Below are 16,360 nucleotides of genomic sequence, written 5' to 3'. Positions count from 1 at the left end.
CTACCAAAACCGCGCACCGGCGCGTCAGCGCATCTCGCCCGCACCCACATAGGGATTGAGGCTCACCAGCGGTGTGCCCTCGGCGAACCGGGAAAAGCGGAAGTCGTTGCCGTCGACGGCGGGATCGCTCGAGATACCGTCGAGCAGCAGGTCCGCGGCCAGCCGGCCGACGGCGGGCGAAATCTTGTAGCCGTGCCCGCTGAACCCGACGAGCAGGAACAGTCCCGGCGCGGGGGCGGGGCCGATGATCGGGTTGTAGTCGGGGGTGATGTCGTAGCACCCCGCGTACGACGACGCGAGACGCGGATCGGGCATGTTCGGGAGCAGTCGTTCGAGTTTGCCGACGGCGGTCTCGATGTAGTCGTCGGCGGCACGGTTGGAATACGCGTCGGGGTCGGCGATCTCGGGGGACGAGTGGTCGCTGTTGCCGACCAGCAATTCGCCGTTCGGTTCCCGGCGCACGTAGTGCAGGTTCACCAGATCTGAGAAGGTCGGCACGTCGGGGGTGGGCTCGCCCTGGTCGACCAGGAGGATAGGTTCGCGCTGCGTCCGGATCGGTAGGTCCAGGCCCACGGTCGCGCCGAGTGTCGGTGACCACACTCCGGTCGCGAGAACGACAGTGTCGGCGTGGATTTCGCTGCCGTCGGCGAGGGTCACCCCGTACACGTCGCCGCCTTCGCGTTGCAGCAGTGCGACGACCTCGGTGGATTGCCGGACCCGCACCCCGAGGCTGCGGGCGCGGGTTCCGTAGGCCATGCCCGTCATGTAGGCGTCGCCGTGTCCGCCGAGTGGTTCGTAGGCGAAGGCAGCGAAGTCGTCGAGGGCGATGCCCGGCCAGAGTCGGCGCACCGCGTCGGCGTCGATGGTCTCGACCGGAACACCGAGGTCGCGGTGCATCGCGACGTTCGCCGTGAGTGGGCCGGTGTTGTTGTCGCCGACGCCGACGATGTAGCCGGTCTGGCGGAATCCGATGTCGGTGCCGAAGATCTCGTCGGCGTTGCTGAATACCTGGACGCCGTGCCAGGCCATCGCGGCGAGCGACGGCACACCGTAGTGGCATCGGACGATGCCGCTGGATTTCCCTGTCATGCCGGAGCACAGTGTGTTCCGCTCGAGAACGAGGACGTCGGTCTCGCCGCGTTCGGCGAGGGACCATGCCGTCGCCAGGCCTTCGAGTCCGCCGCCGACGATTACTACACGGGCGCTCTCTGTCATCGGTCATCCTCGCAGATCGTTGTTTCGTGTCAATGTACAGTGTTGCATGTAAAGAAACACGGGGAGATGACGACATGTGACGACGAGGTAAACCGGACCGCCGATTCCCGAGAGGACCGTCGGGGACCGAGAGCGCAGTCGGGGACCGGGGCCGGTAGCGTCTGGCGTCATGACGGTCACCGTGCGCCCCGCCGCTAAATCCGACGTCCCCGCGGTCGCAGCGGTCCTCGCCGACGCCTTCTCCGACGATCCGGTGATGGAATGGATGTGGCCGGACGAGCGGCACCGCGTCCGCGGTCTGAAGCGAATGTTCGCCACCGAAGCCACATTCCACCTGCTCCCCGCAGACGGGGTCGATATCGCCGAAAGCGCCGCCGGCGTCGTGGGCGGCGCGACCCTCTGGGCACCACCCGGCGCGTGGAAACCGTCGACACTGACAACGATGCGCATGATGCCCGGCATGATCGCCGCACTCGGACGACGAGCGCGCGTCGGCGCGGTGGTCAGCGAAGCACTGGAAGCCGGTCATCCGGCCGAACCGCACTGGTACCTGTCGGCGATCGGAACGTCCACCGCGGCGCGCGGCGGCGGCTACGGCAGCGCACTGCTGCGTTCGCGTCTCGACCACTGCGACGAGGCGCGGGTGCCCGCCTACCTCGAATCCAGCAAGGAATCGAACATCGGCTACTACGAGCGGTTCGGGTTCGCGGTCACCGGCGAGATCGTCATCCCCGACGGAGGCCCCACCCTCTGGGCCATGTGGCGCACCCCGCGGTAGGCGGTCGAGTGCGCAGAAGTTGTCGAAAATTGGGAGCAGAACCGACGAGAACTGCTCACTCGACAGGATTCAACCCACGCGGATACCGTTGTCGGCAAGGAATTCCCGTGCGCACCCGAGTTGGCGGTCGGTGCGAAACAGCGACCATCGAGCGGTGAGCCCCTCCGCGTCGACGAGGTCGCGGAAGCGACGGAATGCGCCCGTGCCCTCGCCGGCATGTTCCAACCGTTCGCACAGCGCGGTGTCGCGTTGGCGGCCGGCGAAGACGGCCATATCATTCCCAGCCGTCCCGCGAACCGACGGTCTCGAATCGAAGCCAACGCTCCGGGTCCGCCTCCACATCGACGGTGGCGTCCGCGCCGACCACCTCCCCGCTGTGGAGGTCGAGGTAGCCGTCGGTGGACATATCCGAATCGGATTCTCGCACCGCGCTGAGCATGTCGAGGTCGACCGGTAGCACGTGCCCGGTCAATGGTTCGTTGCGCAGGTGGGCCAGCAGGCACAGACGTACTCGGTGAACATCTGCGAGTAGGCCCGCCGGAACTGCAGTGCGATGCCTTTCCCCATCACGCCCACGGTGTTGACGGTGTTGACCAGGGCGTCCGCATCGGAGTGCAGGAGGTTTCCGGATGCAATGGTCAGCATCGTCGTTCCCTCCTCCTCAAGAGTCTGCACGTGGGTTGACCTGCACAGCGGGTGCTTCTGCGCCCAGGGTAGTCGGCGTGTTCAGCGCGCTTGACAGTATCGCTTCGACACGTGATGCACGCTGCTCGTCGAACGCCGTGACCTGCGTGATCGCGTCCCACGCCACACCTTCATATGCGAGGCATTCGGCCATTCGCCGGGACTTGCGATCGGGATCGTCGTCCGTGTTGGACCAGTCGTCTGCCGTCATCAGATCCCAATCGACGAGATCGTCGAGGCCGGTGACCCTGTTGGAATGCGCAGCGAACATGGCGGCGGCGTTGCGATCGGTGAAGACCAATCGATGGCCGTGATCAAGCAGATGCTCGATCGACGTCACCAGGTAGACGAGGTCGTGTGTATTGCTGGTGAAGGTCGGGATGCCGCCGCGATGCAGCCGGTACATCATGGGGCTTCGTGGTGCGTAATAGAACGGAACCGCCTCTGCGCGAGTCAGGGTGTCGGAGAACAAACCGTGCCGCGTGATTGCGGCCAGGTTGTCGATGTGGGTGAAATGCGCGATGCATGTCGGTTTCGGGCGGGGCACGGTCAGGCTGACATCCTGTCGTAGGCTTCCAAGATCATGCGCTTCGTGCGATCCTCGCCGTGATCGTGCGCGGTGTAGCGGGCGAACGTGACCGGCTCGGCACCCTCCGGACATCCGAATCGCAGGCACTTCTCGAGCTCGCCCACCTGGCTGTTCGCCAGCGCAATCACCGTGAAGGAACGGTAGTCGTCGATGACCTGGCGATGAACGTCGAGAATGTCCACCCTGCTCATGCGCACCACGTCGGGCCGCACGCACGAGAAGCGCGCGCGTCTGCCGTGGTCGACGACGAACGAGGCAGGCGTGGTGAATGCCAATCGCATGGTCGAACCGGCCATCCGTGCGTTCCCCTGGTTGTAGATCAGGATTGCGAATCTAGTCGTTTGCGGCGCGGTACGGCCGACACCGGACATGCTGTGCCGCAGCGCAGGTAGCGGGATCTGTCGGACCTTTGCTGCACACTGTGTCCATGCTCGTTCGCAGCGGAGGTCAACGTGTGTTCCTGGCCGAAGGTCGTCCGTGGAAGGACGCCGTGGTCGCATACCTCGAACGGCGTTCGCCCTATCGGCCGTGGCTGATCCCCACCGCTGCGGCCGCCGACGATGTGATCGTCACAGTTCTCGCCACCGACCCCCGCACGGTGCTGTGCGTGGAGCGACTGGGCAATACCCGACGAGGAAAGAATGTCGAGGTTGTCGAGGAGTGTCGACTCACGTTGCCTTCGGTACCGGATATCGAGGCAAATCTGCTGACCACGCTGCCGGTGGCTCCAGGCCCGATCGACGACGATGCGGCCGACCGCCTCCTCGTCGTGCTGTCGATGTACGAGGAGCGGTTCGGCGTTCTGCCGCGCTCGTCCGGTCTATCTCGCGACGAGCCGCGCTCGGACGCCGAAGCCGCCCGAATCCTCCTCGGGTCCGGCGGATTCTGCGCCGCCTGCGGCGACCAAGTGAACCTGCGCGGAGCCGCTGCCCGTGACCGGATCCACGTGCACCTTGCCGAGGTCGCAGCCGCCGACACCGATGCCGCGGACCGCTCGGCCGTACTGTGCACCCAGTGTCACCAGGCGATGAGCAGCGGGGGGTTCACGAGTTTCGTCGAGTACCGATTCTCGCTGCAACCGAGGTGCCCACGCTGCGATGTGTGCCGAACCAGTGAAGTCGTCTACGGAATGCCACCGGGACCACAGTGGCTCGACGACGAGCCGTGGTCGACGATGGGCGGGTGCGATGTCGGTCCGGATTCGCCCCGATGGGTGTGTGGGGCCTGCGGCTATGGCTGGCACTACAACGTCGATGCCGGTTTCGACGACGAACGCGGACCGCACACCGGCGAGTACATCGCCGCACACTTGTTCAACTTCGACGGGCGGCGCCGGCACATGTATCCGCCCGATGTCGACGATCCGCACGAGTTGCAGATCGGCACGCTCATCATCGAGGACGTCGGTTCAGCTTGGGGCGGGTACACGCGGTACGCCGTGCGCCGTGACGACGGGTGCCTCCGCGAGATCGAGCCCGACACGATCGTCGCGATCCACCGGGAGCATGCTTGACGAGCAGATCGAGTGCGCCGGATAAGGCTGGACGTTGCCAGCGGCACGGTGCGCTTCGCCACCTACTCGCAGCGAGACAGCGTGTCGATGCCTGCTGCTCCTCAACATGAAGTGTGCGACATGCCGCGGCGCATCCCGGACGAGTCAGCGCATGCAGGGTTCGATCGGATGCACACTCACGAAGGGAGAGCCTGATGCGCAATTCACGGCACACAGCGGGTCGCCGGGCGGACTCGACTGCTTCACTCGGGGGACGCCCGTGAACGACAACTCGCCCCGCGCAACTCCCAAGGCCGATGTTCATGGCCACCGAGTCCTGATGTTTTTCAACAATCCCCAGGTCAACGACCCGTCGTATGGGTGGGTCGATCCTACCGGGTTCAGTCCTTCCTACGACATCCTGACCGACCCCGACCCGAGTAGCTACTCGGTGCGGGTGAACGCCAAATCCGTGGACGACGGGGACATCGCGGTGGTCTACCGTGTAGATGCCCACGCAACCAACCGCGACCCGGGCAAGATCGTGGCCATCGCCCGGATCACCTCCGGCCCCTGGTTTTCCCGCGACGGATACGCGTTCGTCAACTGGACCGTCCGATGTCTACCGCCGGAGCGGTGGATCGACTCCGGGGAAATGAAGAGTTCGGGACTGTGGACGAACCGGGTTCCCCTCAGTCGCAACAAGCAGGCATCGTCCCCAGTCCAACTGGACGAAGAACAGTGGGGTTGGCTCGCACCGCGTCTGCCGGCATCGGCGCTCGCATGGCTCGAAGAGCACACCGTCGACTGACACCTTGTGCCGCTTCGGTCACCGGCCGGTCTTTTCGCCGACGACGAGCATGATCGACCGGCGCCGCTACTCGATCGGTGTCAGCGCGCTGCACTCGCGGCGATGCCGAAGAATTCGGTGACCTGGTCGATCGTGAACTGGTCGCGGAGTCTGCACGCAGTGTTCGGGTTCGCGAACAGACCGGGAATCCGCAGTGCACGCTCCCGGTCGACGGTCCGCTCCCAGCTCACCGGAACGATCCATTCGCGGTAGTCCTCCTCAGGATCGGGGTCGGCGACCTCTTTGCCGTAGGGAGCATTGACCTCGAGACTGCGGAAGCTCACCTGCTTGCCGTCGACGGTGAGAGACGTGTGGTCGGCGGGTGCTGCAGGCCCGGTGACGGTGCCGACACCCGCGTAGCCGACCTTCGGAGTGTAGGCGAAAACACGATCGCCGACCTGCATCTTCTGGATGGCGTCGGAGTACGTCCTGCGTCCGCCGGCGGAGACGAATCCGTACTTGCGGGCGTCGTCCCAATTGCGCGACGCGTTTGCCTCGCCGAAGTTGACGTACCAGTCGATTTCGTTCCAATCGGACTGGGTACGGGCGGAATCTCTTGTCATCGTTCTTCTTTCATCATTCCCACCGAGGTTCTCGTTTCGGATGGGAGGTTCAGTTTCCCTCACGCGGACGAGTCCGGTGAATACCCGAACTGGATGAGACGGTGCCGCGCGACTTCGAGTTCGGTATTGGTGAACAGGGGAGCGAAGGCCGGGTCGACGACCAGAGCCTCCACGGTCAGGTCGATGCGTCCCCGCTCCCACAGTTCGGAGAAGCCGTCGGAGAGGGTGCGTGATGCGAGGAGCTGCTTGGCTGTCGCATGCGGACCGAGGTCGGTAATCATGTCGAGGAGCGGGGTCGCGTGATACCCGGCTTCGCGTCGCGCGCGTTCGTATGTGTGGTGCATGCGCGTTCCGAACTCGGCTTCGAGGTCGCTGATGTCTGGTGCTGTGGCAGGCGAGGCGCTGCTGACCGGTGCGTCCGACGCCACGACGCCCGCGGCTACCTCGTTGAGTGTGTTGACAAATCCGAGCAGTGCGTCGACCGACGTGATGACCTTGTAGCCGAGTTCCTGTAATCGCGGGAGGTCCGCTTCGTCGGGATCGAGCTCGAGGATCACCGGTTCACCGACGCCGTGCTGCAGTCCGTCCGGCCAGTAGGCTTCCGCCATCGCCAGGAATCGTCCGCTGCGCGGATCGGTGATTTCGGTGTCGGTGATCGGTTCGGCGAAACCCAACTGTCGTAGTTCGCCGATCATGGCCTGGACCTGCAGCGTGCGTGGATCGTCGGGCTCGATGTCGCTGATCGCCAACGGTTGCAGGGAAACCTCTGAGGACTGCGAACCGGACCGAAGCGCGTCCAGAAAGGACTGGGCCGCATCGGCGAGCAATTCTCGGCGTGCTGCCAGGAAATCGGGGTACCTGTCCACCGTCCACAAGGCGGGGTCGGTCGGAATCCACTGCGATGCCAGAACACCGGGGTGCTTCGCTTCGACTTCCGCAAAGTACTCCTCGGGAGCACGCTTTCCGATCTCCAAATTGGTGGCCTGGGTCAGGAAGCAGAAGTTCGCGATCGCATTGACCTGGTTCCGGTCGTAGTGATCACGCAGATACGCCTTCGGAAAGATGTGGTGCACTTGCAGGCTGGTGAGCTTGCCCAAAAGTTCTGCCCGTAACTCCAGGCCACTTCCGAAGTCGCGAGCACCTTTCACTCGCGTCAGCAGATACAGCAGCGGGTAGAAGCGGGATCCGCGGGTGGAGCCGTCGAAATCGTGTGGGAGAACCTCGAGCCGGCCGCCGCGCACCCGTTCGAGGGTGGCGATGAGTCCGTCCACGCCGGTGTCGCGGGCGGTGTCGTAGTCCTGTTGGAGGTACGTTTCCATTGATCCGCCGAAGCGTCCCCACAGTGCGGAGTGAACGTACCAGTACAGCACCTTGTCACGATGTGCGGCATTGGTAAACTTCCCGCCGTTCAGTGCGAGCAGGCGTGAGACGACGGGTATTGCGGCACGTCCCATGAGCACCCGGTCATGATCGAGCCCGAGCCGCCCGGCCACGGCGTCGAGAAACGTTCCGACGTGGGCAACGGATGCGGTCAGGGACCGCTCGAACTCGTCGGCCGGGACCGTGCTCAGAGCGGTGAACAATGCACGACCACGCGCGACCGCTGTGGCGTTTCGCAGCAGCCATTCCAACGAAAACTCGAATCCCGCCTTCTCCCAGACCGCGAGGTGATCGCGCATCTCCTGGCGAGCAGCGGGCCATTGCGCGCACAGCGAGGCGAGTGCGAGGTCGCCTTTCGACAGCTTGGTTCCGCCCGAGTTCACCCGGTTGAAGATCTCGACCACTTCGTCCACGGACTTGTCGGAGCCGGTGATCTTCTCGACATTGAAGCTGCGATCTTTGATCTGCGCCAGCGTATTCAAGCGATCCAGGTAGGTGGCCGCATCGGGGTGGTCGGCGAAGGTGGGGTAGAACGAGGCCGCGCTGCTCTGGAACAACTTCGTGACGCTGATCCAACACGGATCGTCCGCCATGATGGTCGGCCGGTAGAACTCGAACACCTCGGATTCGACGTTGAAGTACACACCGGTGAACGCCGACTCGGCGCCTTCGAAAAACGGCGGCGGGGTGCCGCGAACCACCCCGTACAGCGACGTCACGCGCTGCTGCCCGTCGAGCAGGAGTTGGCGGACACCGCCGGTGGTGATCTGCCCGCGCACCGCGACATCGCTGGTCGATGTCTCCCACATGAGCAGCCCACCGACGGGATATTCCCGGTACAGCGACCGCATCAGTCCACGAACCTGATCGCGATTCCACACGTAGCCACGCTGAAACTCGGGCAACAGGACTGTGCCCGAATCGATTTCGTCGAGCAGGGTGGACAGCTTCGGCATCGGAAACCTCTCTGTTACTGCGTGTGGCGATGGTAGATCAGACGAGCGGGGCGAGGAACGGGCTGGGTTCACCATGCCAGGTGACGAGCAACTGCTCCCGCGCGCGGGTGCACGCGACGAACAGCAGGCAGCGCTCACGTTGCAGGTCGCGGGTGTGGGTGTTCTCGTCCTGGTCGGCGGGCGTCACGGCGTTCGGTGCGGGCAGCTGTGCGTTGGTGACAGCGCTGACGGCGAGGCACCGGAATTCGAGGCCCTTCATGCGATGCATGGTGCCGATGGAGACACCGTCGCCGCTGCCGCGAGTATCGGCAAGATCAACGGCGACAATGCTGTGTTTGGTCAGGCTCTTCGCGAGTGCTTCGCCGAGCCGCTTGGACCGTACCGCGATTCCGATCTCGGACGGTGCTATCCCGTTGTCGATCCATTCCTGCACTTTCTCCGCGACGAAGGAGAACTCGACGTCGCGGGTGCCGAAACCTTCGACGACGGGTGCATCGCCGTGGATTTCGGAGCGGCATCCGGCGATCGAGTCGAGGTGGTCGTTCATGTCGTCGACGCGGCTGCCGTGCATCAGCCCGAGGCTCCAGCGGAGGATCTCCGCGGTGGTGCGGTAGTTGATGGACAGCCTGCTCGAGCGTCCCGTGACGTTGATGCCGACCTCGCGAAGGGTCACATGATTGTTGTAGATGCGCTGGTGAGTGTCGCCGGCGAGGAACAGATCGTCGGTGTCTTCGGGGACAGCGGCGCGCAGGAGCCGCCACTGGTCGGGGCTCAGGTCCTGCGCTTCGTCGACGACGATGTGCCGGTAGGGCTTGTCCGTCGTCTGCTCGAGAATTTTCGTGGCCGCGCGCCGGACGGTTTCGTGGGTGTGCATGCCGCGGGTGTCGAGTGCGTTCTCGAACTCCCAAATCGATTGCCACACCATCGCTTTCTGGGTGGCGCCGAGGCGGCGTCCGCGTCCGGTGCGTTTCGCCGCGAGATACCGTTCCGCGGAGTCGGCCTGCTGGGCGAGGACGACCTGCCGCCATTCCTCGCCGAGGAAGGTTTCGGTGAAGTCGATGCCGAGATCGTCGATGATGCTGCGCCAGAGCTTCTTCTCGTCGGCGGAGCTCATCATGCGGGGGCTGCCGTGGGCGTCACGGAAGACGCGGTGCGCGAGACGGTCGACGTGCGCGACGGTAATGCGCGAGGCGATGTCGGAGCCGTCGGTGAGCATGAGCACGCCGTCCTCGAGGGAGTCGGCGAGGGTCGAGGTGAAGGTGGTGACGAGGACCTGGCCGTCACCGCGCTCGGCGAGCCTGCGTGCCCGGTGCAGCGCGACGACGGTCTTGCCGGTTCCCGGCCCACCCGTCACCCGGGCCGGCCCGCGGTAGGAGGCGTCGACCACCGACTGCTGCGCGGGATGCAGGTAGATCCGCCACAACGCGAAGGGGTTGGCGAACACGGCCATCATCTCGTCGGGTCCGTCGACAAGCAGAACACGGTCGGAGCTGCGCTGAACGGCGGCGTCGAGGTCGTCGGTGTCGACGGGACCGTCGAGGATGGCGGCCCCGAGGTCCGCCCACACCTCGTCGGGGGTCATTCCGGCGGCGAGCCCGTAGAGCACCTGCCACTGGATGGTGGGGAAGTACGGTTGCGCGGCGTCGAGCTGGGAATCGTCGGTGAGCAGGCGCGCGAAGCGAATGGCTTTCTCGTCGAGTCCCAGGCGGACGAGTTCGCCGTCCTTGATGTGCTCGAACAGGTAGCTACCCGTGGGGGCGGTGGATTGCTGCCCGAGATGGGCGAGGTGCTCGTCGAGCGCCGCATCGTCGCGGACCTCGATGCAGCCGGTGGCCTGGTTGACCGATACATTCCGGCGTTCGGCCCACACGTAGGCGTCGTCGTGGGGGAGGACCTTCAGCAGCGTGTAGGTGTCGCCGCTGCGTGGGGCGAGGACGATGCCGCGCCAGAACTGGGTGATGCGGATCGACCGGAACTGCGGGTTGCGGGCGTTCTTGATCTTCTCGAGGTGCAATCCGGTGTGAGTCGCGGTGTCGAACTTCTCGAACACCTCGCTCACTCGCGTCTGGACGGTCGGCTCGAGTTTCGCGAAGTCGAGCAGGAAATCCTTGTCGATCGCCAGTGATGCCAACGCGCCGCCTCTCGTGCCGGTGGGCATGCCGAAGTGCGCGCGCCCGTCAGGTAGTCGTCCCGATGACGTCGGACATTACCGTGGTGGACCGACCGCGAGCCCGATCGAGCCGGTGCTCGGAGATGTATCCGCGCTGGCGATCAGATCGGCAAGGGTGTCCACTTGCGTGAGCAGCGCGGCCGGGTGAGAGGCGAGATCTAGTGTGTGGCAGTGCAGCTGAATCCCGGATCGGCGCACACGGTGAGACCGGACGGGTTCGTTGCCTTTCGCATAGACGAGATGGCCGTGGCGGAGTCCGAGGGCTGTGCAGTACGCGAGCATCTGGTACAGATCGGCGTCGGGGAACCCGGCGGGACGCTCCGCCTTGTACTTGGCGTCGATGACCGCTCGGACGGTCCGCGTGCCGTCGAGCCAGACGAGGTCCGGCTTCATACGGACTCGGGTGGCCTCGTCCAGGTAGAGCGAATGTTGCGTTGCGTACCGGCCGGACCGACGCATCAAGGACTCACCGAGCGCGGTGCACACGAAGTCTTCGAAGATCCGCCACATGTCGAACATGAAGCCGGTGACGACGAGATCACCGACCCGGTGCTCGAACGACTGCGCCGCCAGCACCACCTCCGCGAGCGCCAGCGCGTCGCTGTATCGGTTGTTGAGCCGGCTCGGATACCACCAGGGCGGCGCATCACCGCGGGTGGGTGCGGTGACGTCGCTCAGGGCGATGCGCAGCCGTTGCAGGCGCCGGCGCGCGTCGGATGCCAGTCGCGGAACGCGGAGCAGGCGAAGTGTCGCCGCGAGCAGGATGCGGTTCTCGGCGATGTCGACGGTGAAGTCGTCGTATTCGACGGCCAGCGGGACGGGGAGACCGAACTGTCGGGTCATCTGTTCGCTCGCGCGGACCCGGCCGCGGAGCACGGGCAGGGTGTCGGTCACAGCACGGTAGCCCTGCAGTAGTCCCTGCTCGGTGGCGTGCGCCGCGAGCCGCGAGAATACTGCGGCCAGCGCGGGCAGAAGTTCGTCGGCTTCGGTCAACCGCACTTTGTCGTCCCGCCACAGGTCGCGGTGGCGGGTGTAGCCGAGGAGGAATACGAGCCGGTTCAGATCGGTGATCTTGGGCCGGACGATGATCTGTCGCGCGCCGACGGACACGGCACCGATCTTGCGGCCTGCAGAGATCGTGTACCGGCCGGCGTCGAGGGTGGGCACGACGTCGACGATCGCGTGCCGCCGCAGCGCCTCGTATTCGTCGAGACCGAGTGCGACATCCAGCGGCGGGTCACCCTCGGTCAGCGTCAGCGTCGGTCGCATCGTCGGTGTCGTCCTCGGTGATAGGTGCGGACATGGCGGCCACACGTTTACGGATCGCGGACAGTCCGTAACGGCCGGCGACATCGATGCTGCGGTCCCCGTAGTGGAACTCTTCGAGCAGCGGCAGGATGTTGTACTTCCACACGCGCTCGAGACCGTCCGGTTCGAACACGGCGGGGCGCATGAAGTACGACGGTCCGATCTTGAAGTCGTCGTCTTCGATGAGGTTGTTGAGTTCGTCGAGGAGATCGGCAGTTTCGGCCGAGTAGCCCTGCGAGCGCAACCAGCTGCGGAGGATACCGTTGGTCGGCTCTTCGGACGGGTGCAAGGCGAGGAACGCGAATCGTCGGCGCATCGCGGCGTCGACCAGAGCGATGGAGCGGTCGGCGGTGTTCATGGTGCCGAGAATGATCACGTTACGGGGGAGCATGAACGGCTGGGAATCGCCGGACCCGTAGAGCAGATCGATGCTCTCGTTGCGGTATTCGAGGAGGAAGTAGAGTTCGCCGAAGATCTTCGCGAGGTTCCCGCGGTTGATCTCGTCGATGATGAGAACGAATACTGCGTCGGGGTTCTCGACGGCATTGTCCACCAGGGTGCGCAGAGGCCCGGGCCGCAACTCGAAACCCACCTGACCTGCGCCCTGTTGGGCCGGCCGGTAGCCCTCGAAGAAGTCCTCGTAGGAGTATGCGGGATGGAACTGCACGATCTTGACTTTGGATTCGTCGGTGAGGTGATGCGCGAGTTTCTGTGCCAGATAAGTCTTCCCGGTGCCCGGAGGCCCGTAGAAGATCATCTGCGGACGGTCGCGCAGCAGTTCCACACATTCCTGCAACCACTCGCGCGGCACGTGCAGACGCCGCGCGAGAGCGTCGTTGGCGTCGGGAATGTTGAGTGCCGAATGCGCAGCGGTCGGTCGACGCTGCCCCATGAGCTCGCGGATGGTGTCGATTTGGCCGGTCAGATCGACGACATCGCCCTGTGCCGTGAGGCGTGACGCGATTTCGAGTGGCAGATCCGAACTCGGCACGTGACGCGATTCCCATTTGACAGGGCGCCGCAGGTTCGACCGTCCGTCACTGCTGCGCACGTATTCGGCGTCTCCGGTGACGGTACCGAACCAGGTGCGTCCCTGACTGACGGTGACGATCAGGTCGCCGGGGTGCATCCGCGCGAGGAAGGAGTAGAACTCGTCGACCTTCTCCTGCCGGGCGGCGTACCCGGACGAGCGGTAGTCCTCCTCGACGAATGCCTTGAGCTCATCGCGGGTGACGTCCGGTTCCACGGCGCGCAGTAGCTTGGCGGCGAGAGAGACGGTGCCCTTGGTGCGCCATACCGGCACCATATCTTCACCGATAATGTTGGAGCCATACACCTTCCAAGCATGTGGGATCTCGTCGGTGGGTTCTGCCGCTGTGGGGGCCGGCGGGTTCCATTGTTCTTCCCACGGCGAGGTGTAGAAGTCGACGGGACCTCCCACGGACTCTTCGATGGCGGCAACGATGGTGTGCAGGTCGGCATCGAGATTGTCGGTGGCGGCGTGGCCGAGGTACTGCGGAGCGAAGGTGTCGCGGATCCGGCGGAGATGATCGACGCTGACGATCGGCAGGAAGTATTCGGGGAATGCGAGATGCAGCAACGATTGTCGCTGTGCTCGCTGACCGGTGCTGACTTCCCGAACCAAGGATTGGAACACGAGTGGGTCCTGGAGCGCGGTGTGTCGCTCGTCGGGCGGCAGCGACAGGATGTGCTGGGCGACCTCGACGAGGTAGGCGAGCTGCCGCCACCGGTTGCTGGTGAATGCCTGCCCGCCGAGGTACACGCCGTCCGAGCGGAGAACATCTTCGATGGTGCGGGAGAGCGCGACCGGCGGGTCGCACAGTTCGAGGATCGACTTGGTGTTCTGAACTTTGAGATAGCCGCTGACGTTGATGATGGGCAGCACGTTGAGAATGAAAAGCTCGGCGAACAGTTGGATCGCTTCGGTCGAGGTGTCCTTCAATTGGGTGTGCAGCTTCTCGAAGAACGTGCCGCTGCCGGCGTCCGGGTTCGCCACGAAGTCGTTCGCCAGCTCGGCGAGGTGTTCCGGCGTCCAGATCGCGCGGCCCGGGGTGAGCAGGGAGTCGCCCCGGCCGAGCCCGGCTTCGATGAGTTCTCTACCGGTGTGCTCGATCGTGCCGGGTGCGGAAGCGGGCGACGGTTGCGGCATGGCGCCACCTTGCCACACCTGCACGACACGATGCGGAACGTGTCATGCAGGTGTCGAGCTCAGCGGTGTTCGCTGCCGGCTGCCACCGGCGCCGCGAAGAGTCCGTGGTCGCGCAGTGTCGTCCAGGCCAGTTCGATGTGGTCGTCGGTGAACAGGCCGCGCTTGCGCGGGGTCCACTCCTGCACGGCCCGCGCCGTGCGGGGAAGGTCGTCGGCGGCGAGGGGATCTTCGCGGACCACCCAATGGACCGTGGCGAGCAGTTCCATGCCGTATCGCGATTCGAATCCGTCGATCAACTCCGAGAGCGCCGTGAGTCGCGAGACCGTATCGGGATGTGCCGCCAGCACCCGCTGCGCGTCGTTCACTGCCCCCGGCAGCACGGAGAGGGATTCGGCATCGAGTACCGGTGCGGAGCCGTCCCCGAAGCCGCTGACGAAGTGCCCTTCGATGGTGTTGAGGACGTGACGCAGGTTGTCGGCGTACGGGCCGTACCGGTTCTTCTCGAACCGCAGTTTGAGGGGTTCGCCGAGCACCTGAAGGAAGTACATGAGCTTCTGGACTTCGATGGGCGAGGCGCCGAGCGCAAGCTGCGAGTACCGATCGAGTGCGGTGACCAGTGCGGCGCGACCGGCGGTCATCGTCGGCTCGGACGTTGCGTTCGGCATCTCGCGTGCGCGCGGCGTCTCGCCGGGCGGAAACACCAGGACTTCGACGTCGGGAAGGTCGACGAAGGCAGCGCGGATCAGCGGTTCGACGTCGGCCCAGTTCAGCCCGCCGTTGCCGCAGCCCAGCGGAGGGATCGCAATCGAAGTGATGCCGAGGTCGCGCACGATCTTCACGAGATCGGTCAGGCCGTCCTCGATGTCCGGTAGCCGAGAGGATGCTCGCCAGTGTTGTTTGGTGGGGAAGTTGATCACGAATCGTGGCCCGTCGAGGGCGCCGGTCTCCCATACGTGCATGTGGCCGAGTTGCACCTCGCCGTTCTTGCAGGCACGGACGTACTCGGTGAACATCTGCGGGTATGCCCGCCGGAACTGCAGTGCGATGCCTTTCCCCATCACGCCCACGGTGTTGACGGTGTTGACCAGGGCGTCCGCATCGGCGTGCAGGAGGTTTCCGGATGCGATGGTCAGCATCGTCGCTTCCTCCTCCTCAAAAGTACGCACGTGGGTTGACCCGCACAGCGGGTGCTTCTGCGCCCAGGGTAGTCGGCGTGTTCAGCGCGCTTGACAGTATCGCTTCGACACGTGATGCACGCTGCTCGTCGAACGCCGTGACCTGCGTGATCGCGTCCCAGATCACACCTTCATATGCGAGGCATTCGGCCATTCGGCGGGACTTGCGATCGGGATCGTCGTCCGTGTTGGACCAGTCGTCTGCCGTCATCAGATCCCAATCGACGAGATCGTCGAGATCGGTGACCCTGTTGGAATGCACAGCGAACTTGGCGGCGGCGTTCCGATCGGTGAAGACCAATCGATGGCCGTGATAAATCAGGTGCTCGATCGACGTCACCAGGTAGACAAGGTCGTGTGTGTTACCGGTGAAGGTCGGGACGCCACCGCGATGCAGCCGGTACATCATGGGGCTTCGTGGTGCGTAATAGAACGGGACGTAATCGGCGACGACACCGCCGGGATCCGCTTTCACCCGCTGCTCCCGACGACGAGATTTGATTGCTGGTTCTCCGGCTTCGGAGAACGGAACGGATTCTGCGCGGGTCCGGGTGTCGGAGAACAAACCGTGCCGCGTGATCGCGGCCAGGTTGTCGATGTGGGTGAAGTGCGCGATGTATGTCGGTTTCGGGCGGGGCACGGTCAGGCTGACATCCTGTCGTAGGCTTCCAGAATCATGCGCTTGGTGCGGTACTCGCCGTGCGCGGCTTCATCCTTGCGCTTGACGATGGGGAACGTGTCCATGATGTAGTCCACGTCGTCGCGGTCGATGCCGTAGAGATGGAAGAACGCGGCGTCGATTTCGGACTTTATGCCGGATCGCTGCTCAGAGTTCCACTGATACGGGGCGTTCGTGTGGCCGCACTCCGCCGCCCAGTCGGACAACCTGCGATCGGTAGCGGACTGAACCGACCCGGGTTTGATGCCGCTCCCTTCCTTGAGAAGGATGCAGATCATGCCCAAGCGTTACCCCACCGAGCAGCGTGAACGAGCCGTGAAGATGGTCCTCGACCACCTCGACGAGTACCGG

At 64.6% G+C, this 16,360-nt stretch carries 16 protein-coding genes and 1 pseudogene; 3 read left to right on the top strand and 14 right to left on the bottom strand.

The window, feature by feature from the left end:
- Nucleotides 1–24 precede the first annotated feature (24 nt).
- Complete coding sequence (locus tag WAX14_RS11205) at nucleotides 25–1,215, bottom strand: NAD(P)/FAD-dependent oxidoreductase (protein WP_422628152.1); 1,191 nt, start codon at nucleotides 1,213–1,215, stop codon at nucleotides 25–27.
- 169 nt (nucleotides 1,216–1,384) lie between these two features.
- Between WAX14_RS11205 and WAX14_RS11200 the strand changes: the two genes are divergently transcribed.
- Complete coding sequence (locus tag WAX14_RS11200; protein WP_422628151.1) at nucleotides 1,385–1,993, top strand: GNAT family N-acetyltransferase; 609 nt, start codon at nucleotides 1,385–1,387, stop codon at nucleotides 1,991–1,993.
- A 69-nt stretch (nucleotides 1,994–2,062) separates the two neighbouring features.
- Here the strand turns inward: WAX14_RS11200 and WAX14_RS11195 are convergent, their stop codons facing one another.
- From WAX14_RS11195 to WAX14_RS11175, 5 genes and pseudogenes are all read right to left on the bottom strand, one after another.
- On the bottom strand, nucleotides 2,063–2,266 hold the full coding sequence (locus WAX14_RS11195; RefSeq protein WP_422628150.1) for a hypothetical protein: 204 nt from the start codon (nucleotides 2,264–2,266) through the stop codon (nucleotides 2,063–2,065).
- A gap of 1 nt (nucleotide 2,267) precedes the next feature.
- Nucleotides 2,268–2,465 carry a hypothetical protein gene (locus tag WAX14_RS11190; protein WP_422628149.1) on the bottom strand — a complete coding sequence of 66 codons (198 nt, stop codon included), beginning with the start codon at nucleotides 2,463–2,465 and terminating at the stop codon, nucleotides 2,268–2,270.
- 23 nt (nucleotides 2,466–2,488) lie between these two features.
- A pseudogene (locus WAX14_RS11185) lies at nucleotides 2,489–2,638 on the bottom strand (macro domain-containing protein); the annotation flags it as partial.
- Between the two features lie 16 nt (nucleotides 2,639–2,654).
- On the bottom strand, nucleotides 2,655–3,338 hold the full coding sequence (locus tag WAX14_RS11180; RefSeq protein WP_422628148.1) for a DUF4433 domain-containing protein: 684 nt from the start codon (nucleotides 3,336–3,338) through the stop codon (nucleotides 2,655–2,657).
- Nucleotides 3,227–3,562 carry a hypothetical protein gene (locus WAX14_RS11175; RefSeq protein WP_422628147.1) on the bottom strand — a complete coding sequence of 112 codons (336 nt, stop codon included), beginning with the start codon at nucleotides 3,560–3,562 and terminating at the stop codon, nucleotides 3,227–3,229. Before WAX14_RS11175 ends, WAX14_RS11180 begins: the two co-directional genes overlap by 112 nt.
- A 131-nt stretch (nucleotides 3,563–3,693) precedes the next feature.
- On the opposite strand from WAX14_RS11175, the gene WAX14_RS11170 reads away from it, so the two are divergent.
- Complete coding sequence (locus WAX14_RS11170; protein WP_422628146.1) at nucleotides 3,694–4,779, top strand: hypothetical protein; 1,086 nt, start codon at nucleotides 3,694–3,696, stop codon at nucleotides 4,777–4,779.
- Between the two features lie 319 nt (nucleotides 4,780–5,098).
- On the top strand, nucleotides 5,099–5,569 hold the full coding sequence (locus WAX14_RS11165) for a hypothetical protein (protein WP_422628145.1): 471 nt from the start codon (nucleotides 5,099–5,101) through the stop codon (nucleotides 5,567–5,569).
- Between the two features lie 80 nt (nucleotides 5,570–5,649).
- Here WAX14_RS11165 and WAX14_RS11160 read toward each other — a convergent pair whose 3' ends face one another.
- The 8 genes from WAX14_RS11160 to WAX14_RS11125 all read right to left on the bottom strand — a co-directional run bounded on the left by WAX14_RS11160 (nucleotide 5,650) and on the right by WAX14_RS11125 (nucleotide 16,215).
- The gene (locus tag WAX14_RS11160; RefSeq protein WP_422628144.1) at nucleotides 5,650–6,171 is read right to left on the bottom strand and encodes a hypothetical protein; all 522 of its coding nucleotides are present in this window, start codon (nucleotides 6,169–6,171) and stop codon (nucleotides 5,650–5,652) included.
- A 59-nt stretch (nucleotides 6,172–6,230) separates the two neighbouring features.
- Nucleotides 6,231–8,507, bottom strand: coding sequence for a GmrSD restriction endonuclease domain-containing protein (locus tag WAX14_RS11155; RefSeq protein ID WP_422628143.1), 2,277 nt, complete (start codon nucleotides 8,505–8,507; stop codon nucleotides 6,231–6,233).
- A 37-nt stretch (nucleotides 8,508–8,544) separates the two neighbouring features.
- A complete protein-coding gene (locus WAX14_RS11150; RefSeq protein WP_422628142.1) occupies nucleotides 8,545–10,638 on the bottom strand; it encodes a UvrD-helicase domain-containing protein in 2,094 nt (697 codons plus the stop codon).
- Between the two features lie 75 nt (nucleotides 10,639–10,713).
- A complete protein-coding gene (locus WAX14_RS11145) occupies nucleotides 10,714–11,946 on the bottom strand; it encodes an McrC family protein (protein WP_422628141.1) in 1,233 nt (410 codons plus the stop codon).
- On the bottom strand, nucleotides 11,915–14,155 hold the full coding sequence (locus WAX14_RS11140; RefSeq protein WP_422628140.1) for an McrB family protein: 2,241 nt from the start codon (nucleotides 14,153–14,155) through the stop codon (nucleotides 11,915–11,917). Before WAX14_RS11140 ends, WAX14_RS11145 begins: the two co-directional genes overlap by 32 nt.
- A gap of 59 nt (nucleotides 14,156–14,214) precedes the next feature.
- Entirely contained in the window at nucleotides 14,215–15,291 is a 1,077-nt protein-coding gene (gene darG, locus WAX14_RS11135; protein WP_422628139.1) for a type II toxin-antitoxin system antitoxin DNA ADP-ribosyl glycohydrolase DarG, read from the bottom strand.
- A gap of 16 nt (nucleotides 15,292–15,307) precedes the next feature.
- Nucleotides 15,308–15,970 carry a type II toxin-antitoxin system toxin DNA ADP-ribosyl transferase DarT gene (darT, locus tag WAX14_RS11130; RefSeq protein WP_422628138.1) on the bottom strand — a complete coding sequence of 221 codons (663 nt, stop codon included), beginning with the start codon at nucleotides 15,968–15,970 and terminating at the stop codon, nucleotides 15,308–15,310.
- Between the two features lie 2 nt (nucleotides 15,971–15,972).
- A complete protein-coding gene (locus WAX14_RS11125) occupies nucleotides 15,973–16,215 on the bottom strand; it encodes a hypothetical protein (protein ID WP_422628137.1) in 243 nt (80 codons plus the stop codon).
- Between the last annotated feature and the right edge of the window lie 145 nt (nucleotides 16,216–16,360).

Origin of the sequence: Rhodococcus sp. (in: high G+C Gram-positive bacteria) (assembly GCF_049299235.1) — a bacterium.
Taxonomy (GTDB): domain Bacteria; phylum Actinomycetota; class Actinomycetes; order Mycobacteriales; family Mycobacteriaceae; genus Rhodococcus.
Note: the sequence above shows the minus strand (reverse complement) of the source record. Positions and strands in the feature narration are given on the sequence as shown.